This window comes from Acinetobacter portensis (assembly GCF_010646905.1).
Taxonomy (GTDB): Bacteria; Pseudomonadota; Gammaproteobacteria; order Pseudomonadales; family Moraxellaceae; genus Acinetobacter; species Acinetobacter portensis.
The window spans coordinates 3,002,688-3,021,803 of the sequence record NZ_JAAARQ010000002.1 but is presented as its reverse complement, the minus strand read 5'-3'; the positions used below and the strand labels follow the sequence as shown (position 1 = coordinate 3,021,803).

Annotated in this window: 20 protein-coding genes and 1 pseudogene; 14 read left to right on the top strand and 7 right to left on the bottom strand. The window is 36.3% G+C overall.

Annotated features, from left to right (window positions below; all coding sequences use genetic code 11):
• A complete protein-coding gene (locus GTK57_RS14305) occupies positions 1–195 on the top strand; it encodes a type II toxin-antitoxin system prevent-host-death family antitoxin (protein ID WP_163124455.1) in 195 nt (64 codons plus the stop codon).
• Between the two features lie 115 nt (positions 196–310).
• A complete protein-coding gene (locus GTK57_RS14300; protein WP_163124451.1) occupies positions 311–1,024 on the top strand; it encodes a FadR/GntR family transcriptional regulator in 714 nt (237 codons plus the stop codon).
• A 53-nt stretch (positions 1,025–1,077) separates the two neighbouring features.
• Here GTK57_RS14300 and GTK57_RS14295 read toward each other — a convergent pair whose 3' ends face one another.
• Complete coding sequence (locus GTK57_RS14295; RefSeq protein WP_152873429.1) at positions 1,078–2,034, bottom strand: NAD(P)-dependent oxidoreductase; 957 nt, start codon at positions 2,032–2,034, stop codon at positions 1,078–1,080.
• Positions 2,035–2,246: 212 nt separating this feature from the next.
• On the opposite strand from GTK57_RS14295, the gene GTK57_RS14290 reads away from it, so the two are divergent.
• Positions 2,247–3,167 (top strand): LysR family transcriptional regulator, encoded by a 921-nt coding sequence (locus GTK57_RS14290; protein WP_152873431.1) that lies wholly within the window; start codon positions 2,247–2,249, stop codon positions 3,165–3,167.
• A gap of 56 nt (positions 3,168–3,223) precedes the next feature.
• Here the strand turns inward: GTK57_RS14290 and GTK57_RS14285 are convergent, their stop codons facing one another.
• Positions 3,224–3,676: a DUF441 domain-containing protein gene (locus GTK57_RS14285; protein ID WP_407925925.1), complete on the bottom strand. Its 453-nt coding sequence runs from the start codon at positions 3,674–3,676 to the stop codon at positions 3,224–3,226.
• A 148-nt stretch (positions 3,677–3,824) separates the two neighbouring features.
• Between GTK57_RS14285 and GTK57_RS14280 the strand changes: the two genes are divergently transcribed.
• A complete protein-coding gene (locus GTK57_RS14280) occupies positions 3,825–4,535 on the top strand; it encodes a pseudouridine synthase (RefSeq protein WP_163124447.1) in 711 nt (236 codons plus the stop codon).
• 12 nt (positions 4,536–4,547) lie between these two features.
• On the opposite strand, the pseudogene GTK57_RS14750 reads toward GTK57_RS14280, so the two are convergent.
• From GTK57_RS14750 to GTK57_RS14270, 3 genes and pseudogenes are all read right to left on the bottom strand, one after another.
• Positions 4,548–4,708, bottom strand: a pseudogene (locus GTK57_RS14750) (GNAT family N-acetyltransferase); the annotation flags it as partial.
• A 99-nt stretch (positions 4,709–4,807) separates the two neighbouring features.
• On the bottom strand, positions 4,808–5,143 hold the full coding sequence (locus GTK57_RS14275; RefSeq protein WP_163124444.1) for a type II toxin-antitoxin system RelB/DinJ family antitoxin: 336 nt from the start codon (positions 5,141–5,143) through the stop codon (positions 4,808–4,810).
• A gap of 112 nt (positions 5,144–5,255) precedes the next feature.
• The gene (locus GTK57_RS14270; RefSeq protein ID WP_163124441.1) at positions 5,256–6,164 is read right to left on the bottom strand and encodes a pseudouridine synthase; all 909 of its coding nucleotides are present in this window, start codon (positions 6,162–6,164) and stop codon (positions 5,256–5,258) included.
• Between the two features lie 131 nt (positions 6,165–6,295).
• On the opposite strand from GTK57_RS14270, the gene tsaE reads away from it, so the two are divergent.
• From tsaE to hfq, 4 genes are all read left to right on the top strand, one after another.
• Complete coding sequence (gene tsaE / locus GTK57_RS14265) at positions 6,296–6,772, top strand: tRNA (adenosine(37)-N6)-threonylcarbamoyltransferase complex ATPase subunit type 1 TsaE (protein ID WP_163124438.1); 477 nt, start codon at positions 6,296–6,298, stop codon at positions 6,770–6,772.
• Positions 6,765–8,708 (top strand): DNA mismatch repair endonuclease MutL, encoded by a 1,944-nt coding sequence (gene mutL / locus GTK57_RS14260; protein ID WP_163124422.1) that lies wholly within the window; start codon positions 6,765–6,767, stop codon positions 8,706–8,708. Before tsaE ends, mutL begins: the two co-directional genes overlap by 8 nt.
• 6 nt (positions 8,709–8,714) lie before the next feature.
• The gene (miaA, locus tag GTK57_RS14255) at positions 8,715–9,659 is read left to right on the top strand and encodes a tRNA (adenosine(37)-N6)-dimethylallyltransferase MiaA (RefSeq protein ID WP_163124419.1); all 945 of its coding nucleotides are present in this window, start codon (positions 8,715–8,717) and stop codon (positions 9,657–9,659) included.
• 94 nt (positions 9,660–9,753) lie between these two features.
• Positions 9,754–10,272: an RNA chaperone Hfq gene (gene hfq, locus GTK57_RS14250; protein ID WP_152873447.1), complete on the top strand. Its 519-nt coding sequence runs from the start codon at positions 9,754–9,756 to the stop codon at positions 10,270–10,272.
• A 105-nt stretch (positions 10,273–10,377) separates the two neighbouring features.
• Here the strand turns inward: hfq and GTK57_RS14245 are convergent, their stop codons facing one another.
• On the bottom strand, positions 10,378–11,685 hold the full coding sequence (locus GTK57_RS14245) for a peptidylprolyl isomerase (RefSeq protein WP_163124416.1): 1,308 nt from the start codon (positions 11,683–11,685) through the stop codon (positions 10,378–10,380).
• Entirely contained in the window at positions 11,685–14,138 is a 2,454-nt protein-coding gene (locus tag GTK57_RS14240; RefSeq protein WP_163124413.1) for an LPS-assembly protein LptD, read from the bottom strand. Before GTK57_RS14240 ends, GTK57_RS14245 begins: the two co-directional genes overlap by 1 nt.
• 121 nt (positions 14,139–14,259) lie before the next feature.
• On the opposite strand from GTK57_RS14240, the gene GTK57_RS14235 reads away from it, so the two are divergent.
• The 6 genes from GTK57_RS14235 (at position 14,260) to GTK57_RS14210 (ending at position 19,110) form a co-directional block, all read left to right on the top strand.
• Complete coding sequence (locus GTK57_RS14235; protein ID WP_163124410.1) at positions 14,260–15,273, top strand: aminoglycoside phosphotransferase family protein; 1,014 nt, start codon at positions 14,260–14,262, stop codon at positions 15,271–15,273.
• Complete coding sequence (gene murU / locus GTK57_RS14230) at positions 15,274–15,963, top strand: N-acetylmuramate alpha-1-phosphate uridylyltransferase MurU (RefSeq protein ID WP_163124407.1); 690 nt, start codon at positions 15,274–15,276, stop codon at positions 15,961–15,963.
• 85 nt (positions 15,964–16,048) lie between these two features.
• Positions 16,049–16,681: a 16S rRNA (guanine(527)-N(7))-methyltransferase RsmG gene (gene rsmG / locus GTK57_RS14225; RefSeq protein WP_152873457.1), complete on the top strand. Its 633-nt coding sequence runs from the start codon at positions 16,049–16,051 to the stop codon at positions 16,679–16,681.
• Positions 16,682–16,704: 23 nt separating this feature from the next.
• Positions 16,705–17,487 carry a ParA family protein gene (locus tag GTK57_RS14220; protein WP_152873459.1) on the top strand — a complete coding sequence of 261 codons (783 nt, stop codon included), beginning with the start codon at positions 16,705–16,707 and terminating at the stop codon, positions 17,485–17,487.
• Positions 17,484–18,371 (top strand): ParB/RepB/Spo0J family partition protein, encoded by an 888-nt coding sequence (locus GTK57_RS14215; protein ID WP_163124404.1) that lies wholly within the window; start codon positions 17,484–17,486, stop codon positions 18,369–18,371. The genes GTK57_RS14220 and GTK57_RS14215 overlap by 4 nt, the downstream gene beginning before the upstream one ends.
• 106 nt (positions 18,372–18,477) lie before the next feature.
• Positions 18,478–19,110 (top strand): MotA/TolQ/ExbB proton channel family protein, encoded by a 633-nt coding sequence (locus GTK57_RS14210; protein ID WP_163124401.1) that lies wholly within the window; start codon positions 18,478–18,480, stop codon positions 19,108–19,110.
• The last annotated feature ends 6 nt before the right edge of the window (positions 19,111–19,116 follow it).

The following is a 19,116-nucleotide window of genomic DNA, read 5'->3' as shown; positions in this document are numbered from 1 at the left end:
ATGGAAAGTATGAATTACAGCAATGCTCGAGCTGTGCTTTCACAGATTTTAGACAAAGTGAGTGCGGGTCAAGCGATAGAAATTACTAAAAAAGGTGAGGCTAAAGCAGTTATTATTAGCAAACTTGCTTATGAAAAATATAAGAAAATGGAATTTGCTTATGCAAAGCAAATACATGATGAATCAGTAAAGTAAAACAATGTATTAATTGATGATTTTGGTTCGCCTTTTGCACCAAAAGTTATTTCATATATTTATTTCTGTTATAATTGCTGTTAAATTTTAGATTGTTTATTGAGCACTTTTATATATGTCTAGTCCGATTAGACCTAGATCTACAAAAAAATTAAGTCAGATTATTGTTGAAAATTTGATTGAAAAAATTCAATCGAATGAATACAAGGTAGATGAAAAAATTCCAACTGAATTGGAATTGATTGACCAATATAATGTAAGTCGCTCTGTTATTCGTGAAGCCATTACAGAATTAAGATCTTTGGGTTATGTTGAAACTCGACATGGTATTGGCACATTTGTAAAAGAACAAAAAGAAGAACAAAGTTTTTTACTTTCAAATGCGAGTTTAGAAACGATTAATGACATTGTTTCACTTTTAGAATTACGAATTAGTTTAGAGTCGGAAGCCGTATTTTTGGCTTCAGAAAGACGTAAAGATACGCACATTCAAAAAATGAAAGCGGCATTAGATGATTTCGAATCTCATATTGGGCCAAGTGCCAATGATGGAACAGTAAAAGCAGATTATGACTTTCATATCGCAATTGCAGAAGCATCTGAAAATCAATATTTTGTCGATTTCTTAAAATATTTAGGCGAGAAAATTATTCCACGTGCACGTGTGAATGCTGCTGAAAAAAGTCCGCTCGATTTAGAAGATTATCTAAAAGCTGTACATCATGATCACATGAATATTTATCAGGCAATTATCGATCAAGATGGCTTGTTAGCACGTCAAATGATGCGTGCACATCTATCAAAAAGTATTAAAAAGTTTAGACAATAAAAGAAGTTTTGGAATAAAAAACCAGCGATAGCTCATATCGCTGGTTTTTTTGTTTAAACTAAATTCGCTTCAATACCTTGCATATTTTTGTTCACATTACTTTCTAAAATATCAAATAAGCGAACCTGAGCTTCATCCGTTGCCCAAGCAATATGACCTGTAATAATCACATTTGACATTTTACGTTGTAATTCAATCAATGGATGATCATTTGCAGGTGGCTCAACACTTAAAACATCTGCACCATAAGCAGAGATCGTTTTATTTCCTAAAGCCTGTACCAAGTCTGCTTCATGAACTAAACCACCACGTCCAACATTAATTAAAATACTGTTAGATTTCATTTGTGACAATACATCAGCATCAATCATATTTTGAGTAGATGCATTCAGTTCACAATGTAGCGATACAACATCTGCTTGTTGAATTGCCGATGTGAATGAAACATAGCCATCACGGCATTCAGTGGCATTTTTACGTTCACTGAAAATCACATTCATACCAAAAGCTTGTGCTTTTTCAGCAAGTGATAAACCAATTTCACCTTTGCCAATAATGGCTAAAGTTTTATTTTTTAGCTCGCGAATAGGGGCTGCCAAATAAAAGGAACTATTACCTGTTGACCATAATCCTTCTTTAATACCTTCAGCTTGTAGGCTAAAGTTTTTAATTAAGTTGATCATTAAAATAAAAGCATGTTCAGATACCGCATCACCTGCATAACCACGGATGTTGCACACTTTTACATTGTGTTTACGCAACAACTCCATATTTACATGGTTGTAACCTGTCGAACAGAGAGCAACTAACTTTAAGTTAGGGTTGTTGTTTACAACTTTTTCATTGATGATTAAATCACTTAAAATAATGACATCTTGGTTTTTAACATCATTTTCAAATTGTTCTTGAGAAAGTTTGTCAAATTCTTGAAAGTCACATGGAAATTGAAAGTTAAAAGTGCGATCAATCAAAACATATTTTTCGACACAAGTAATTTTAAGAGTAGACATGAACATTTCCTATGAATTTGTTGTCGGATATCATACCTAAGGGACGTATAGCTTACATAGCAAAATTGATGAATTAAAAGAATCAAACAATAACAAAAAGTTTTAGATCAAAAGAGTTTTTTATTATATGAAAATATATAAGTTAAAATGTGATAAGATGAATTTTATTCACTTTTAATTTCATTTATCTAAGCGATAAATTGGATCATTTAATGTTAGAAATTCGTCATTTAAAGACACTTATTGCTTTACGCGAGCATGGATCATTGGTTGCGGCAGCAAGTGACTTATGTTTAACACCATCTGCCATTTCACATCAATTAAAAGAGCTAGATCATTGGTATGGGGTAGAAGTGGTCAATCGACGTAGTCGTCCTGTCACTTTTTCAAATGTTGGACAAAGATTATTAAAATTAGCCGATGATATTTTACCGCAAATACAATTAACCCAATCTGATATTACGCGCATTGTGCATGGGCAAACGGGACGAATTATATTTTCCTCAGAATGTCATAGCTGCTTTGATTGGTTAATGCCGTTGTTGAATCAATATCGTCATCAATATCCAGATGTAGATCTAGATTTTGCATCAGGATTTGAAGCAAATCCGCATGAATTATTGCAAAATTCAGAATTTGATTTACTGATTACAGCAGATCCAATTGCATTAACGGGCATTGAATATTTTCCAATTTTTGAATATGAATCACGTTTGGTGCTTTCAAATACACATCCATTGGTTCGTGCAGAAAATATTACAGTTGAAGAATTGGCTGAAGAAACGTTAATTACGTATCCTGTCGATAAGCATCGTTTAGATATTATGTCGAAACTCTTTATTCCTGCGAATATTCAGCCGAAATCTATTCGTACAACAGACTTAACGCAAATGTTGATTCAGCTTGTGGCAAGTGGTAGAGGTATTGCGGCTTTACCCGATTGGGTGGTGAATGAGTATGAGCAAAAGGGATGGGTAACATCGAAGCGTTTAAGCTGTGTTTCACCTATAGGTTTGCGTCGTACTTTATATGCAGGTTACCGCACAGATGAAAAAGATAAGAGTTATTTTGAAGGCTTCTTAAAACATTTGGAAAAATTTTCACAAAAACGTAATCACTATTATTCATCTTAAATTTGGTTTTAAGATGAAAGAATAGATCTGGTAAATCATAAAATATGACGGAGGTTTTATGATTTACCAATAAGTAGTGAAAGTAGGCCAGCTGCAATTAAAGGGCCAACGGGAACGCCACGTAAAAGGGCTACGCCTGCAATTGTCCCAATCAATAAGCCCGCAACCACATTGGGTTGGTGTGACATGAGCGTTACGCCACGACCACCTAACCAAGCCACAAAAAGACCAATTGCGACAGCAACTAAAGATTTCCAGCTCATGAAAGAACTTAAAATGGCTTCGCCTGAAATTTTCCCACTTGCGATAGGCGTTAAAACACCAATGGTTAAAATAATAATGCCAATATTTAAGCCATGTGCTTGTAAATAAGGAAAAAACTCACTTAAAGGTGTAATTCTAAATACAATTAAAACGCCTGTGGCAATAGTGACAGCTGTGTTATGACTAAAAATCCCACATGCTAATAAAATGAGTAGAACAATTAAATTTAAATCTAAATTAGACATCATTAGGTGTATTTAGGCGTAGAAATTAAGCTAAATTGTAGCTGTTTTTGAGCGATAAGTAGTGTGATGAATGAAAGATAAGAATAAAAAAATATTTCGGTATAGAATGCTCAACGTTTTATGTTGTTTTAAATTTTAGGTGTTGATTATGTTTTTAGAAAAGGTGTTGCAGTCACAAGGCTTTGGTACACGAAAACATTGTCAGCAACTGATTAAAAATGGCGCTGTCGAAATTGATGGTGTGGTTGTTTTAAATCCTAAAGAAAAATTGAAAATAGAGGGATTAGAGTTTCAGGTTTATGGTGAGAAATATACTTACCGAGAGAAAGTGTATATCGCGCTGAATAAACCGAAAGGCTATGAATGCTCACATCAGGCGACACATCATTTTAGCGTATTCGATTTATTTGACGATATTTTGCTTAATCGTGGGATTCAATGCGTTGGACGTTTAGATCAAGATACGACAGGTTTACTGCTGTTAACGGATGATGGGCAATTTCTACAAGCTTTAACACATCCAAAAAAGCATGTGCCTAAAGTGTATAAAATGATGACTGTAGATGAAATTACAGATGAGCAAGTTCAGCAATTAGAAGCGGGCGTAGAATTGCGTAATGAAACAGGCATTTTTGCTGCGACAAATGTAACGCGTTTAAGTGCAAATGAATTACAAATGACGGTTCATCAAGGTGTGTATCATCAAGTGAAACGCATGCTTGCTGCTGTGGGGAATAAGGTTGAGAGTTTGCATCGCCAACAAATTGGAAAATTCGACTTAGAAAATCTTGCTGAAGGTGAATGGATTTTTCTAACTGAAGAGCAAATTCAACGTGCAAAGCAACGAGATGAAATCTAACTATAGAAATACTTATAGAAAACAGTAGTCGCTTTTAAATTCTGTATCTTCAACAAAACTCATTTGTTCATATAGTTGATGAGATTCCATATTATTTTTTGAGTTTCTAAGCGAATTCGCAAAGCCTTTTCATCATGTGGAAAATGAATTGCAGTATCAATAAGTTGCTTTGCGATCGATACATCATATGCTTCATGTATAAAAACCATTACATGAAGCATAGTGAATATTTAAAAAATTAAATGAGAAAAATATTTATAAATATGACAATGTTAATTTTTGTCAGAATCGCCTAATAAGGCATTCAGTTCTTCAAATAAATCGCTGTCATCATCGTCTAACATCAGTTCATGATTACTCACTACTGTTTCTGTAGATTCACCATTAGAATGTTTTTGCTCTTGTTTTAGCTTCCTTAACTTAATGAGCTGTTCAAGATTAATATTCTGATTTTCAATAGAAAAGGGGATCGATTTTGTTAGAACGACCTGTTTGAAAAATAAACGAACTGCTTGAGCAGGCGTAATACCAAGCTGTTTAAACACGGCAAATGCTTGTTTCTTTTCTTGGGAATCTAAGCGGATTTGATAAACTTCAGTTTTTCTCATGATTTTTTATAACGGCAAATTACTTAAATTTTAAGCGTTTATTGTAAAGGAACTAAACGTAATTTCAATAAATATACAGTATTTATTTTCACTCATTGTAATGACAAATGAATTACAGTGTCAATTCAAATGAGGATTTAAAGCACAATTGCGTGAATAATATAGGATCTGTAAAAGAAATTTCTTTGGCTAGAAGCTTTAATGGTTGAGAAAAGTCAGTGTCTTTTTTGTGTTGTAGTTGGGGGTAAAATGGATCATTTTTAATGGCAATATCAAGTGAATTTAAGTGAACACGAAGCTGATGTTGCTTTCCTGTTTTAGGTTTTAATTCGTATTTTGCCCATTCACTATTGTGTTCTAGCAAATAAATATTAGTTTCGCTATTTGCTACACCATCAACTACTTTCATCGTATAGAACGGTTCACCTTTTTCCATGCGAAGTTGAATATTTAAAGGGAAATTAAGTTCTTTCTTATATGGTGCGATGGCATGATAAATTTTTTCAACATTTCGTTCTGCAAACATTTGCTGATATGCACCACGACTTTCCACTTTCTTTGAAAATAGAACCACACCTGCCGTTTCTCTATCTAGTCGATGAATAGGGGTTAAAAATTCATTATTGGTTTGTTTTTTTAATCGAACTAACAGAGTTTCTTGTACATATTGTCCTGTTGGACTCATGGTCAGAAAGTGAGGTTTATCGACTACAAGTAAATGTTCATTTTCATATAAAATTTGATGTTCGAATGGCACATGAATTTCATGTGCTAAAAATCGATAATAAAACACATGGGTATCTTCTAAATATGCAGAAGATTGAGTTAGTTTATTGCCAATGGCGTCGTAAATTAAGCCGTCGTCAAAACGCTGTTGCCATTCAATAGATGAAATATGTTGAAATTCTTGACACAAATATTCAAAAACACTGACAGGTGCTGGTTTAATTTTAGGTAAAAAAACCTTGCTTGCACTGACACCATTAATCATCGGTGGTGAAAATTCGAGAGCATTCATCATTTAGGCATCAAACTATTTTGTTTCAGTCAAAAATATGGCGTATTAAAATTAGACATTTCGCTACGTTTACATAGGCTTTAAAGCGGTGCGATGCTATCATATTTGTTCTTTTGTTTCATATCGTGAGTATTATGCAGTATTCATTTAATTTACAGCTGAATAGTGAAAATGATACCCAAAATTTAGCGAAAATTTTGGCGTCACATTTTAACAAAGGCGTGGTTTATTTGATTGGTGATTTAGGTGCAGGTAAAACCACGCTCACGAGATACTTATTGCAAAGTATGGGACATCAAGGTTCTGTGAAAAGTCCAACATATACATTGGTTGAACCTTATAATATTTCAGGAAAAGATGTTTTTCATTTCGACTTATATCGTTTGAACGATTCATACGAGTTAGAACTCATGGGGATTCGTGATTATTTAGAAACTGAAAATGCTTTATTTTTATTTGAATGGCCATCGAAAGGTGGTGAAGAAATTCCTGAAGCGGAACTAATTATTAATATTGAAAAATCTGAAGATGAATTGACACGTTCTGTGACATTAACATCGTCATCTTCTGAATTACAACAAGCCTTGGAGAGCGCTTTTAAGCATGCGTGATGAATTAAGCGTACGTCGTATTCGAACCCTCAATCCTGCATTAGCCAACCAAATTGCAGCAGGTGAAGTGATTGAACGTCCTGCATCGGTAGTTAAAGAATTACTAGAAAATTCCATAGATGCTGGTGCTACTGAGCTCATCATTCGTGTTGAGCAAGGCGGAAGTACGCTTATAGAAATTATGGATAACGGCAAAGGCATTCATCCCGATGATTTGTCTTTGGCTGTTATGCGTCATGCGACAAGTAAAATCCAAACCTCTGAAGATTTACACGCGATTGTGAGTTTGGGTTTCCGTGGTGAGGCCTTGGCATCAATTGCTGCTGTATCGCGCTTAACCTTAACCAGTAGTCAAAATGATGATGGTATCGGTTATCAGGTTGAAGTCAACGGAACAGCTTTTGATCATCAAGAAATTCAGGCTGTTGCAACACCCAAAGGCACACATATTCGTGTGCAAGATTTATTCTTTAATGTACCTGCACGTCGAAAATTTTTAAAAAAGCCAGGTACAGAATTTAGCCATATTGAAGAAATTGTTCGTCGCTTAGCGCTTACGCATTTTGATATTCGTTTTGTGCTTAAACATAATAATGCGGTGAAATTGAACTTACCTATCGCAGATAGTGGTGAACTTCGTTATCAGCGTGTGCAACAATTATTGGGTCGTTCATTTACTGAAAATGCCTATTGGATAGATTCCGACAGTATTTCAATGCGTTTAACAGGATGGTTGGGTCATCCGTCCGATGCACGTTCGCAAGCAGATTTGCAATATGTATATGTGAATGGTCGTATTGTAAAAGACAAAACTATCTCTCATGCGTTGCGTATGGCTTATGATGGAATTTTGCATGGACATCAACATTCAGCTTATTTGTTGTTTTTAGAAGTTGAACCTGAAAATATTGATGTAAACGTACATCCAACTAAACATGAAATTCGTTTTTTAAATCAGCGTGAAGTACATGAGTTTGTGCGTCATTATGCAAAAACGACCTTAGCTCAATTTCAAACGGCAGGTGCTGACTTATCTTCTGCAATGAAATTAGATGCTGCTGAACAGGCGCAACCTTATCAAGCGCAACCACGTTATCAAGAACAGTTTCAGCTTCATAAAGACCAAACATCAGAAGCGACACAGCCTCAAGTTTCGACAGAATTATTAACTGAATTTAATGCAAGTCAGCCTACAGTTCATTATGCACAGCAAAATAATCACTCTTATGCAGGCTCGCAACAACTTAATAACGTACTTAAAACCTATTTAGCACCGTTACGTGAAAATATAGATTCGTCATCTTCAGATCATGAATTAAGTAGTTTTGATGCATCGCCAAAAGTAGATGAGCATCCATTGGGTATCGCGATTGCACAACTTCATGGTATTTACGTACTTGCGCAAAATACTGAAGGTTTAATTATTGTTGATATGCATGCGGCACATGAACGCATTGTTCTGCAACAAATGAAATCTGCTTGGGATAAGCCTGAGTTTTGGACATCACAACAATTACTTATTCCTAAAGTCATTCATATTAGTCGTATGCAAGCGATGCGTATTGATGATCTTAAAGATCAGTTGTCACGTTTAGGGCTTGATATCGATCAATATGGTGATGAAAAAGTGATTGTGCGAGGTGTGCCTGCAATTTTGCATAAAGCAGATTTTGATGCGCTTATTCCTGAATTATTAAATGATTTAGATCCAAATGATGAAGCACAAGCTTTACTGCAAAAACGAGATCAAATTTTGGCAGGTATGGCCTGTCATAGTGCTGTTCGTGCGCATAGATTATTAAGTTTGTCTGAAATGAATGCATTGCTTCGTCAAATGGAACAAACCGAATTTGCAAGTCAATGTAATCATGGTCGTCCAACTTGGCGTGCATTTCCATTGGCTCAATTAGATAAACTTTTTGCTCGAGGAGAGTAGTTGTACATGTCAAATCAATTGCCGGTCATCAATTTAATGGGACCTACTGCAAGTGGTAAAACCGCTTTGGCATGTGAACTATATGAAAGAGGTGGTTTCGAGCTTATCTCCGTCGATTCTGCGCTTGTTTATCAAGATATGGATATTGGTACTGCAAAACCCACAAAAGCCGAACAAGAGCAGTATCCTCATCATCTGATTGATATTATTTCACCATTGGAAGTGTATTCGGCTGCACAATTTGTAGATGATGCCTCTTTATTGATTGATCAAATACATGCAAAGGGTAAAACGCCTATTTTGGTAGGTGGGACAATGCTGTATTTCAAAGCCTTACTTGAGGGGCTTTCAAGCAATTTGCCGAATGCAGATCAAGCAATTCGAGATGAGATTGAGGCGAAAGCAGAAAGCGAAGGTTGGGATGCTGTTTATGCGGAATTATGTGCTGTGGATGCATTGGCAGGGCAAAAATTTAACGTGAGTGACAAGCAACGAATTATTCGTGCATTGGAAGTATATAAGCTTACAGGGCAGCCAATTACACAATTGCAAGCAGAACAACCTAAAAATTTACCATATCGTTACAATTTTCATAACTACGCATTGATGCCTGATCGTGTAGAATTGCATAAGCGAATAAAGCAACGTTTAAAAATAATGTGGGATATCGGTTTTTTGAGTGAGGTTAACTTCTTAATTGAAAAATACGATTTAAATGAAAATTTACCTTCAATGCGTTCTGTTGGTTATCGCCAAGTATTAGAATTTCTTAAAAATGGTGACCAATCTCACACTAAGGTCGTGGAGATGGAAGATAAAGCTTTATTCGCGACACGACAACTTGCAAAACGTCAATATACTTGGTTGCGTTCTTTGCAAAAAACGCATGAAATTCAAACATTCTGTACAGTAAAGCAAGCACAAGAAGACTTGCGAAACTGCTACGATTAAAGCAGAATTTACACGCTATCTTTTTTATAATTTTTAATTGAAAAATAAAGATAGCTTTTGCGCTGATATTTTTAAAATTTTTTGGAGTTATAACATGTCTAAAGGTCAAACGTTACAAGATCCGTTCTTAAATTCTCTCCGTAAAGAACGCATTCCAGTTTCTATTTTTCTTGTAAATGGTATTAAATTACAAGGTCATATCGAGTCTTTTGACCAATATGTTGTTTTATTAAAAAATACAGTAAGCCAAATGGTTTACAAACACGCTATTTCAACAGTTGTTCCTGCACGTAATCCACGTCCTGCTGGTGCTCCTGCTGGTGCTCAAGGCGCTGCTGGTTTTGGTGGTGGTCAAGGCGCTGGCTTTGGTGGTCAAGGCGCTGGCTTTGGTGGTCAAGGTGCTGGCTTCGGTGGTCAAGGTGGCTTTGGTGGTCAAGGTGGTTTCGGTGGTCAAGGTGGCTTCGGTGGTCAAGGTGGCTTCGGTGGTCAACAAGGCGGCTTTGGCGGTCAACAAGGTGGCTTCGGTGGTCAAGGTGGCTTCGGTGGTCAAGGTGGCTTTGAAGCTGGCGAAACTAAATTTGATGATGCTCAAGAAGACGAAAACAATCGTTAATCTTTGAGTTATAAAAAAGCCTCTCAATTGAGAGGCTTTTTTTTGATTTTAAAATCTTAAAAGAACGATGAAAAAGAGCGCCAAATATTTAGCGCTCTTTTTATATTATTTACCGTTATTTTTGCGGTCTAATTTCGGATCTTTGATATCAACGAAAGCATTGTTACGAGTTTCTCTTAACCAGCTATCTAATTCGGTATCAAATTGGCGTTCACCTAATATTTGACGAGCCATGCGTTCTTGATATTGGTTTGTCATATCTTGTTGGCGTGTATTAGTGACTTCTAAAATGTGCCAACCAAATTGTGTTTGGAATGGCTCACTGATTTGTCCTTTTGGTGTGCTTTTCATCTTCGCTTCAAATTCAGGAACCATTACACCTGGCGTTACCCAACCAAGACTTCCGCCATCACGTGCAGAGCCTGTGTCATTAGAAAATGTTGATGCAAGTACAGCAAAGTCTTCGCCTGCTTTTAAGCGCTTGTAAAGGCTATCAATGGTTTGTTTTGCATTTTCAGGGCTAACCACTTCAGATGGCTGAATTAAGATGTGACGAGTTTGGTATTGCGGAATAATGGCTTTTTGTTCACTTGATTTACGATCAATTAATTTCAAAATGTGAATGCCATCTTGAACGCTAATTAAATCTGTCGTTTGACCAACTTCAAGTGGACTTACACGAGCAGCTAATTCAGCAGGAATAGCAGACAGGCTTCTGAAGCCCATATCTGCACCTTCAACCTTAACGCCATTAGTTGAGAACTGTTTTGCAATCGCATTGACATCATTATTGTTGCTGAATTCTTTGCGTATTTGCTGTGCTACATTTTGTGTGTCGCCAGTACCTGATACACGTAAATGAAGTACATGTACTTGGTTGCCAAGTGCTGCTTGACCTTGTGGTGTTTTTAAGAAGTTTTCTACATCTTTGTCACTGATTTTAATACGTGACATTACCACTTGTTGGCGTAAGCGGTTAATTGCTAAATCTTCTGCAACACGATTACGAACTGCTGCGTACATACCTGCTTGTTGAGCATCTAACTTTTGTTGGAATGCTGCTAAAGTTTTAATGCCAGATTGACTTGCAACGCTAAGTACAGCGTCGTTTAATGCTTTTTCATCTGGCTTGATGTTGAAACGGGCAACTTGTTCAAGTTGCGCCTGACGTATAATAAGTTGCTCTAATGCTTGTTGTTCTAACACATTTTGCGGAGGTAACTCTTGTTTTTGTGCTTGGAAGCGTCGTTGAATTTCAGCAATGCTTTGAGCTAAATCACTTTTTAAAATAACACCGTTATCGACAACAGCTACAACTTCATCTGAATTTTGTGCAAATGTTGGTGCTGCAAATGAAATACTTAATGCTAAAGCGCTGGCTTTAAATAATAATTTTATCTGTGTCGTCTTCATTAACGTTGTGTCCAAGATTGATTTACTTTATTAAATCCTAAAATACGGTTTTCTAGTAAAGATGCAAGTTTATTATTGAAACCACCAAGTCCTTTAAATGTGACCTCAGCCATTACAGCGCGGTTCGCTTTAACATCTGGTGAATTTACATTATCTAAATCGTTATAGTATGAGCGACCATATACTGAAATGCCCCAACAACAAGACTCATAGTTGATACCTAATAAGAGATCTCTCGTTACACGGTTATCAATATCGTATTGTGCATGACCTAAAATACGCCAATTATTGTGTATTGGTTGAACAAAAGAGGCAACGACTTGGTCGTAGGCATCTTGTCGATCACCAAGATCTTTGCGGTAAATGTAGCCTAAACTGTAGAGATGACCTTGTTCCGTACCATAGAATGCATTCACGTTATATTGTGAATTGTCACCATTTGATAGCCATGAACTATTCGCGCTTACACTAAAGTTTTGGGTTAGTTGGCTAGAAAGACTAACCACTGGGCCTGTTCGTTTTTGACTGTCAAATTGATCGTAAGTGCCATCTAAGCTTACTCGACGATCTTCAAAGAAAAAGCTTTGACCAACACTTGCGCGTAAGCGTTCTAAGCCAACTTGGTCAAATAAGCTGTAGCTAAGACCAAGAGATGCAAAGTTATTGTCTTCTAAGCGGTCATGGCCATAGAAGCGGTTAGGGCTAAATAATTGATCGTAACCAATAGATGCAGATACAGAATCGAAATTAGGGTTTCCTAATTGATTCTTGTATGGTGCATATGCATAAAATGCACGAGGTGAAAGCGTTTGTAGATATTTGCCTTCTTTTTCGAAAAGTAAGCCAGCATCTAAAGTAAATTGTGGCACTGTTACAGAAATGTTTTGATTGTCACTGGTAGAGTTTTCAGCGTTAAATCTATCTTTTGTATCTTTATCGAAGAAAGTATTAATGTTTCGAATAGATGCAGCAGGGCGAATATACGACCATTGATTACTGTAGTTGTAACGTACGGTGAAGTCGTTATAAATTCGAGTACCACTTGGTTCTGCTGTGTCTGCAAAGTCCGAAATATCTTTTTGGAAATATGCGGTATCGTTATTAAACTCAACTTGGAAACCTTGTGGATTGCCTGTTTTGTAGTTTAATAAAAATTGCGGTAAGCGCGCATAAGGACGGTCTTTATCTTTAACAGTAGGATCGAGTGTTTGGAAGTCTTCTACTTTTAACTTTGCTTTAAGCCCAGGAATACCATTGCTGTAATTTAATTCCCACGCACGACGCAAGTTAAGATCTGTACGAGAATCGGGATTATTGTTTAAGTCAGCAAAATAGTCTTTATCAGAAGCATAGTTGTATTCTGCTTTTGTAGAGAACTGTTTGTTAATTTGCCAAAAGTGTTCAAAGTGAAATTCTTTACGATCTTCATCATTATACTTTTTGTCAGATCCAAGGAAGCCACCACTCAATAAACCTGAACCAAAACCTTCTGTTAAATAACGGAATTGGCCTTGGAACATTGCACCACGGTCACTAATGTAGCGAGGCGTAATGGTTGCATCATAATTAGGCGCAAGGTTTAAATAAACAGGAACACCAAGTTCCAAACCACCATTATTGGTAAAGCCGAATGTTGGCGTTAAAATACCCGTAGTACGACGGTCATCAATTGGGAAGTTGAAATAAGGAACGGCTAAAACGGGCACATTTTTCACGTAAAGCTTTGTACCTTTGGTTTCACCGCGTCCAGTTTCTTGGTTAATTTTAATTTCTTTGGCTTTAATATTCCAAGTTGGTGCTTCATTTGGTGGGCAAGTGGTGTAGCTTGCATTATTCAGCACAGTAATATTATTGGACGTTCTAGAAATTTTTTCAGCACTACCATGTGCGTGCTGTGTTTCTGAAATATATAAGCTATTGCTTAAATCACCTTGTTGGGTCTTTAAGTTGTAATTGATTTCATCACTTTGAGAAAGTAGACCACCTTGAGCCATTTGCACATTGCCTTTTGCATGTGCAAAAGTTTGTGTCTTATCAATGGTTACTTCATTGGCATTAATTAAACGACCTTGTTGTTCTATTACAACATTGCCTTCTAAAATTGAATCGCCATTTGGGTTGTAATGACCGTAGTCGGCAGTAACTGTTGAACTATCTGTGCTTGTATCTCCAGACTTTGTTCCTGGCGTAATAGGTGTAACCCACGTACCTTGGCAAAATCCAGAGCTTAGCTTGCCATTTTGGCGTTGCTGCGCTTCAGGTGAAGATTTATCTACATAATACTGTTCGAAAAATTGTTGACCTGGATAAACGTCTTTTATTGCAGTTTTTAATTGTTCATTTGTAGAAGATGATGTGCTATCTGCTGATGAAGCATAACTCGTGACAGTGCTGCCACATAAAAGGGTTAAGATCGCAGTCGCTAAAGGATTAAATTTAAACTGATGCTTCATTTGTCTCATTAACCAAGAATGCTTAATCGCAATTAATTATTGTCGCATCATAGAGAAAAAGTTTATAAGTGGCTACACTTAATACTTCAAAAAACTCTGCCTGTCTTAGAATTTATTGCAAATGAATATACAACGCGAACAATTGATACAATCATGGATTACATCTGTACTCGGTTCAGATCAATTTGAAATTAATTATTTAGCAGGCGATGCAAGCTTCCGTCGTTATGCACGAATCCAGTTTAATCATAAAACATTTATGCTGATGGATGCACCTCCTGATAAAGAAGATTGTGCACCTTTTGTGACAATCGATGAGTTTTTTCATCAAAATGGGGTGCGAGTACCGCATATTATTGCTAAAGATTTAACTCAAGGCTTCTTGCTATTAGAGGACTTTGGCGATGTTTTACTTTCTACACTGCTTAATAATGAAACCGTAGATACCTATTACGAACAAAGTTTTAAACAGTTAATCCAATTACAACAAATCGACGGATTATCAAAATTTCCTGAATATTCATATGAAAAGCTTATTTCTGAAATGGAATTACTTACAGATTGGATGCTGCCATCATTACAAATTAAGCCAACATCAGATGAAATTGCACTCATTAAACGTACATTTGCCATTTTATCCAATGCTGCTGTTGCTCAACCTCAGGTGATTGTTCATCGTGATTATCACAGCCGTAATTTAATGAAAATTGAAGGTGAAACCGATTTAGGGGTTATTGATTTTCAAGATGCTGTAATTGGTGCAGATACTTACGATTTAATTTCGATTACACGTGATGCTTATGTGCAATGGAGTGCGGATCGTGTTTATTCGTGGTTTAAAGTTTTTTATGACATGCTGCCAGAAGCATCAAAAGAAAATCGTGATTTTGAGCAATTTAAAAAAGATGCAGATTTCATGGCGGTTCAACGTCATCTTAAAATTTTAGGTATTTTTGTGCGTTTATTTGAACGTGATGGAAAATCTGGATATTTAAAAGATTTACCGCGTGTAATGTGGTATTTAATTGAAGAAAGTAAAGCATATGATGAACTTAAGCCATTTATGCAATTTATTGAAGAAAAAGTGATGCCTAAATTTGAAGAAAAATATGGCAAATATGAGGTTGTTGCATAAATGAAAGCGATGATTTTGGCCGCAGGATTGGGAAATCGTATGCGACCATTAACCCTTTATAAGCCAAAACCATTATTGGAAGTAGGTGGAAAGCCTTTAATTGTTTGGCATATTGAAAAACTTAAAAGCATTGGTGTAACTGAAATTATTATTAATTCTGCATGGTTGGCGAATGTGCTGATTGGTGCTTTAGGTGATGGTTCACAGTTTGGCGTAAAAATTCTTTGGACGCGTGAAGAAGAAGGGTTGGAAACTGCGGGTGGAATTATCAATGCTTTACCATTATTAGGTTCTGAGCCTTTTATTTTGGTCAATGGTGATGTTTGGACAACGTTTGATTTTACTGATTTACTGAATGTTGACCTAAAAGATGATTTGGCTCATTTGGTATTTGTGCAAAATCCAGAGCAACATCCTAAAGGTGATTTCACTTTAAAAGATGGACGTGCATATACATTTGATCAAAATATTGATGGTGATAATCTGACATTTAGTGGTGTTTCAGTGATTCATCCCAAAATGTTTGATGGTTTAGAAAACGGAAAACGTCCTTTAGCACCACTTTTGAAAGAGGCGATGTTAAATGGCAAAATTTCTGCTGAAAAAATGCAAGCAGCATGGGTTGATGTTGGTACTCCAGAGCGTTTAGCTGCTTTGGACTTGCAAATTAGACAAGGCTTATACGCTTAAATGAATATTCACTAAGCACATGCTACTGTGCCTTAGTGGATAAATCGGTATACTTCCACTTAATTTAATCGAGTTGTTATTTCATATGCATACGTTTTATCAAGAATTAAAGCAAGGTAGTCAGGCTTTAGGTTTAGAGCTGAGTGAAGAGGCTTTAAATTTATTACTTCAATACCAAGACGCTTTGGTGTTGTGGAATAAAGCATATAATTTAACGGCAATTCGTGATCCGAAAGAAATGTTGGTGAAACATCTTTTGGATAGTTTAAGTATCTTGAATGATCTTCCTAAAGGTCGTTTATTGGATATTGGTACGGGTGGTGGTATGCCGGGTATGATTATTGCCTTGTGTCAACCTGAACGTGAATGCGTTTTGCTCGATTCAAACGGTAAAAAAATTCGCTTTTTAAAGCAATTTATTGCAGATTTAAAACTAAAAAATGTGATTGCAGTGCAAACACGTGTAGAAAATGAAGAAAGCATTGAAGAATTAGGTAAGTTCGATGTCATTACAAGTCGTGCTTTTGCATCATTAACAGACTTTGTTAATGCATCAACGCCATTTATGCATGAAAAAAGTATTATTGCTTCAATGAAAGGTTTAGTTCCAGAAGAAGAAATTATTGCGTTAAAAGAAGAGTTTAGTTGTGACATCATTGCTTTGAAAGTGCCAAGATTAGATGAGCAACGTCATTTACTTTTATTAAATCGTATTTAATTTTCAAAGGATTGGGGAAACTTATGGCACAAATTATTGCGATTGCGAACCAAAAAGGTGGCGTAGGGAAAACCACGACTGCAGTAAATTTAGCCGCATCTTTAGCCGTATTAAAAAAACGTGTACTCCTTGTGGATATGGATTCACAAGGGAATGCCACTATGGGTTCAGGCGTTCAAAAGAATGATCTTTTATATTCAGTAACAGATGTTTTGTTAGGTGAAGTACCCATTGAAACTGCAATTGCAAAGTCTGAAGTAGGCTATAAAGTTTTAGGTTCAAACCGTGACTTAGCAGGTGTTGAACTTGCAATTGCTGAACAAGACGGTCGTGAATTTATTTTGCGTGACGCTTTAAAAGAAGTTGAAAGTTCATTTGATTATATTATTGTAGATTGTGCGCCAAGTTTAAGCCTTATTACTGTAAATGCTTTATCAGCAGTACAGGGTGTATTGATTCCAATGCAATGTGAATACTATGCATTGGAAGGTTTGGCGGATCTAACTCAAACTATTGATCGTATTCAGCAAGCTTTAAATCCAGAGTTAGAAATCATTGGTGTATTACGTACAATGTATGATGCGCGTAGTGCTTTAACAAAAGATGTATCAGAAGAATTATCACAATATTTTGGAAAAAAACTATACGACACTGTAATTCCGCGTAATATTCGTTTGGCGGAAGCGCCAGCACATGGTTTACCTATTATTTATTTTGAAAAAAGTTCAAAGGGTGCGGTTGCATATTTAAATCTTGCAGCTGAGATGTTAAAGAAAAGCAAAGTTAAAAAAGGAAGTAAAGCATGACCACAAAAAAACGCGGATTAGCTAAGGGTCGTGGTTTGGATGCCTTACTTGGGTCAATCCAAAAAGAAAAATTGCAACTTGAGGCTCAAGCGATCGATCATGGTCAGCTCAAACAGATAAATGTTCATTTATTAAAACGTGGCGAATATCAGCCACGTCGTTTTATCAATGAGCAAGATTTACAAGAGTTAGCAGCATCTATTGAAAAACATGGTGTGATGCAACCCATTGTGATTCGTCCGACGGAAGATGAAAAACATCCCTATGAAATTATTGCAGGTGAACGTCGTTGGCGTGCAGCGCAACTTGCAGGTTTAACAGAAATTCCTGCCATTGTTCGCGACTTAACGGATCAAGTTGCAATTGCATTGGCATTAATTGAAAACATTCAACGCCAAGATTTAAACCCAATTGATCAAGCAATGGCTTTACAGCGTTTTCATGATGAGTTTGGTTTAAGCCATCAAGAAATTGCAGAAACTGTGGGTAAAGCTCGTACAACGGTGAGCAATTTACTGCGTTTATTGTCACTTGCAGATGCTGTAAAAGATTTTATGCAACAAGGCTTGCTTGATATGGGGCATGCGCGTGCAATTTTGACTTTAAAGGCAAAAGATCAACTTAAAGTGGCAGAGATTGTCATTGAGAAAAGTTTATCGGTTCGTCAAACGGAGCAACTTGTTCGTGATTTAAATGCACCGAAAACTGAAAAGACAAAGCAAGATGTTTCACATGATATTCAGCAATTAACACAGCAGTTATCTGAGCGATTCAGTGCTGATGTTAAAATTGATTATAATAAACAAGGCAAAGGAAAGCTTGTGATTAACTATCATTCACTCGATGAACTCGATGGTATTTTGAATATTTGTTTAGCTAAATAACAGATCGCTTTTATTGTTTACATTCTTTTATTTGTTTTTAGTTTGAGAATATAAAAGGTAGATGAAAGAAGTTGAGTGCGGTTTTTGATTTATTGGGGAAAATCAAATGTGGGAATTGGTAAAAGCAGGTGGCTGGTTAATGCTGCCTTTGGTTTTGTGTTCAATCTTTACCGTGGCAATTACAATAGAGCGCTTTATCCGATTAAAAAAAGCACTTATTTTACCAAATCCTATTTTGCTTAAAGTTGGGCAAAGTTCGGAAACTGTTGTACAACAGTTGAAACAATCAACGACTTTAAAAAATAGTACATTAGGTCGAATTTTTTTAGCAGGCTATCAAAGTAAAAATAAGTCGTCTGAATATGTTCGTGCGCAAATGGAAGTAACAGCATCGCAAGAAATTAGTTACCTAGAAAAAAACATTAATTTTTTGGGGACTTTAAGTGCGGTTGCACCTTTGCTTGGTTTGCTTGGAACAGTATTGGGGATTATTGAGTCTTTTTTGGTGATTGATTTAGGCACAAATAGTAATCCAACACTCATGATTCCTGGTATTTCAAAAGCCTTAATTACAACAGCGGCCGGTATGTTTATTGCGATTCCTGCTTTGTTTGCATATCGTTATTTTCAAAGATTGGTTCAGGAATATATTGCTGAACTAGAACAACAAGCGACGTTATTTCATGCTGGACTTTTTGTCGAGAAATTGACAAATGAAGACCTTGATAAAGTAAGCTAAGGTGAG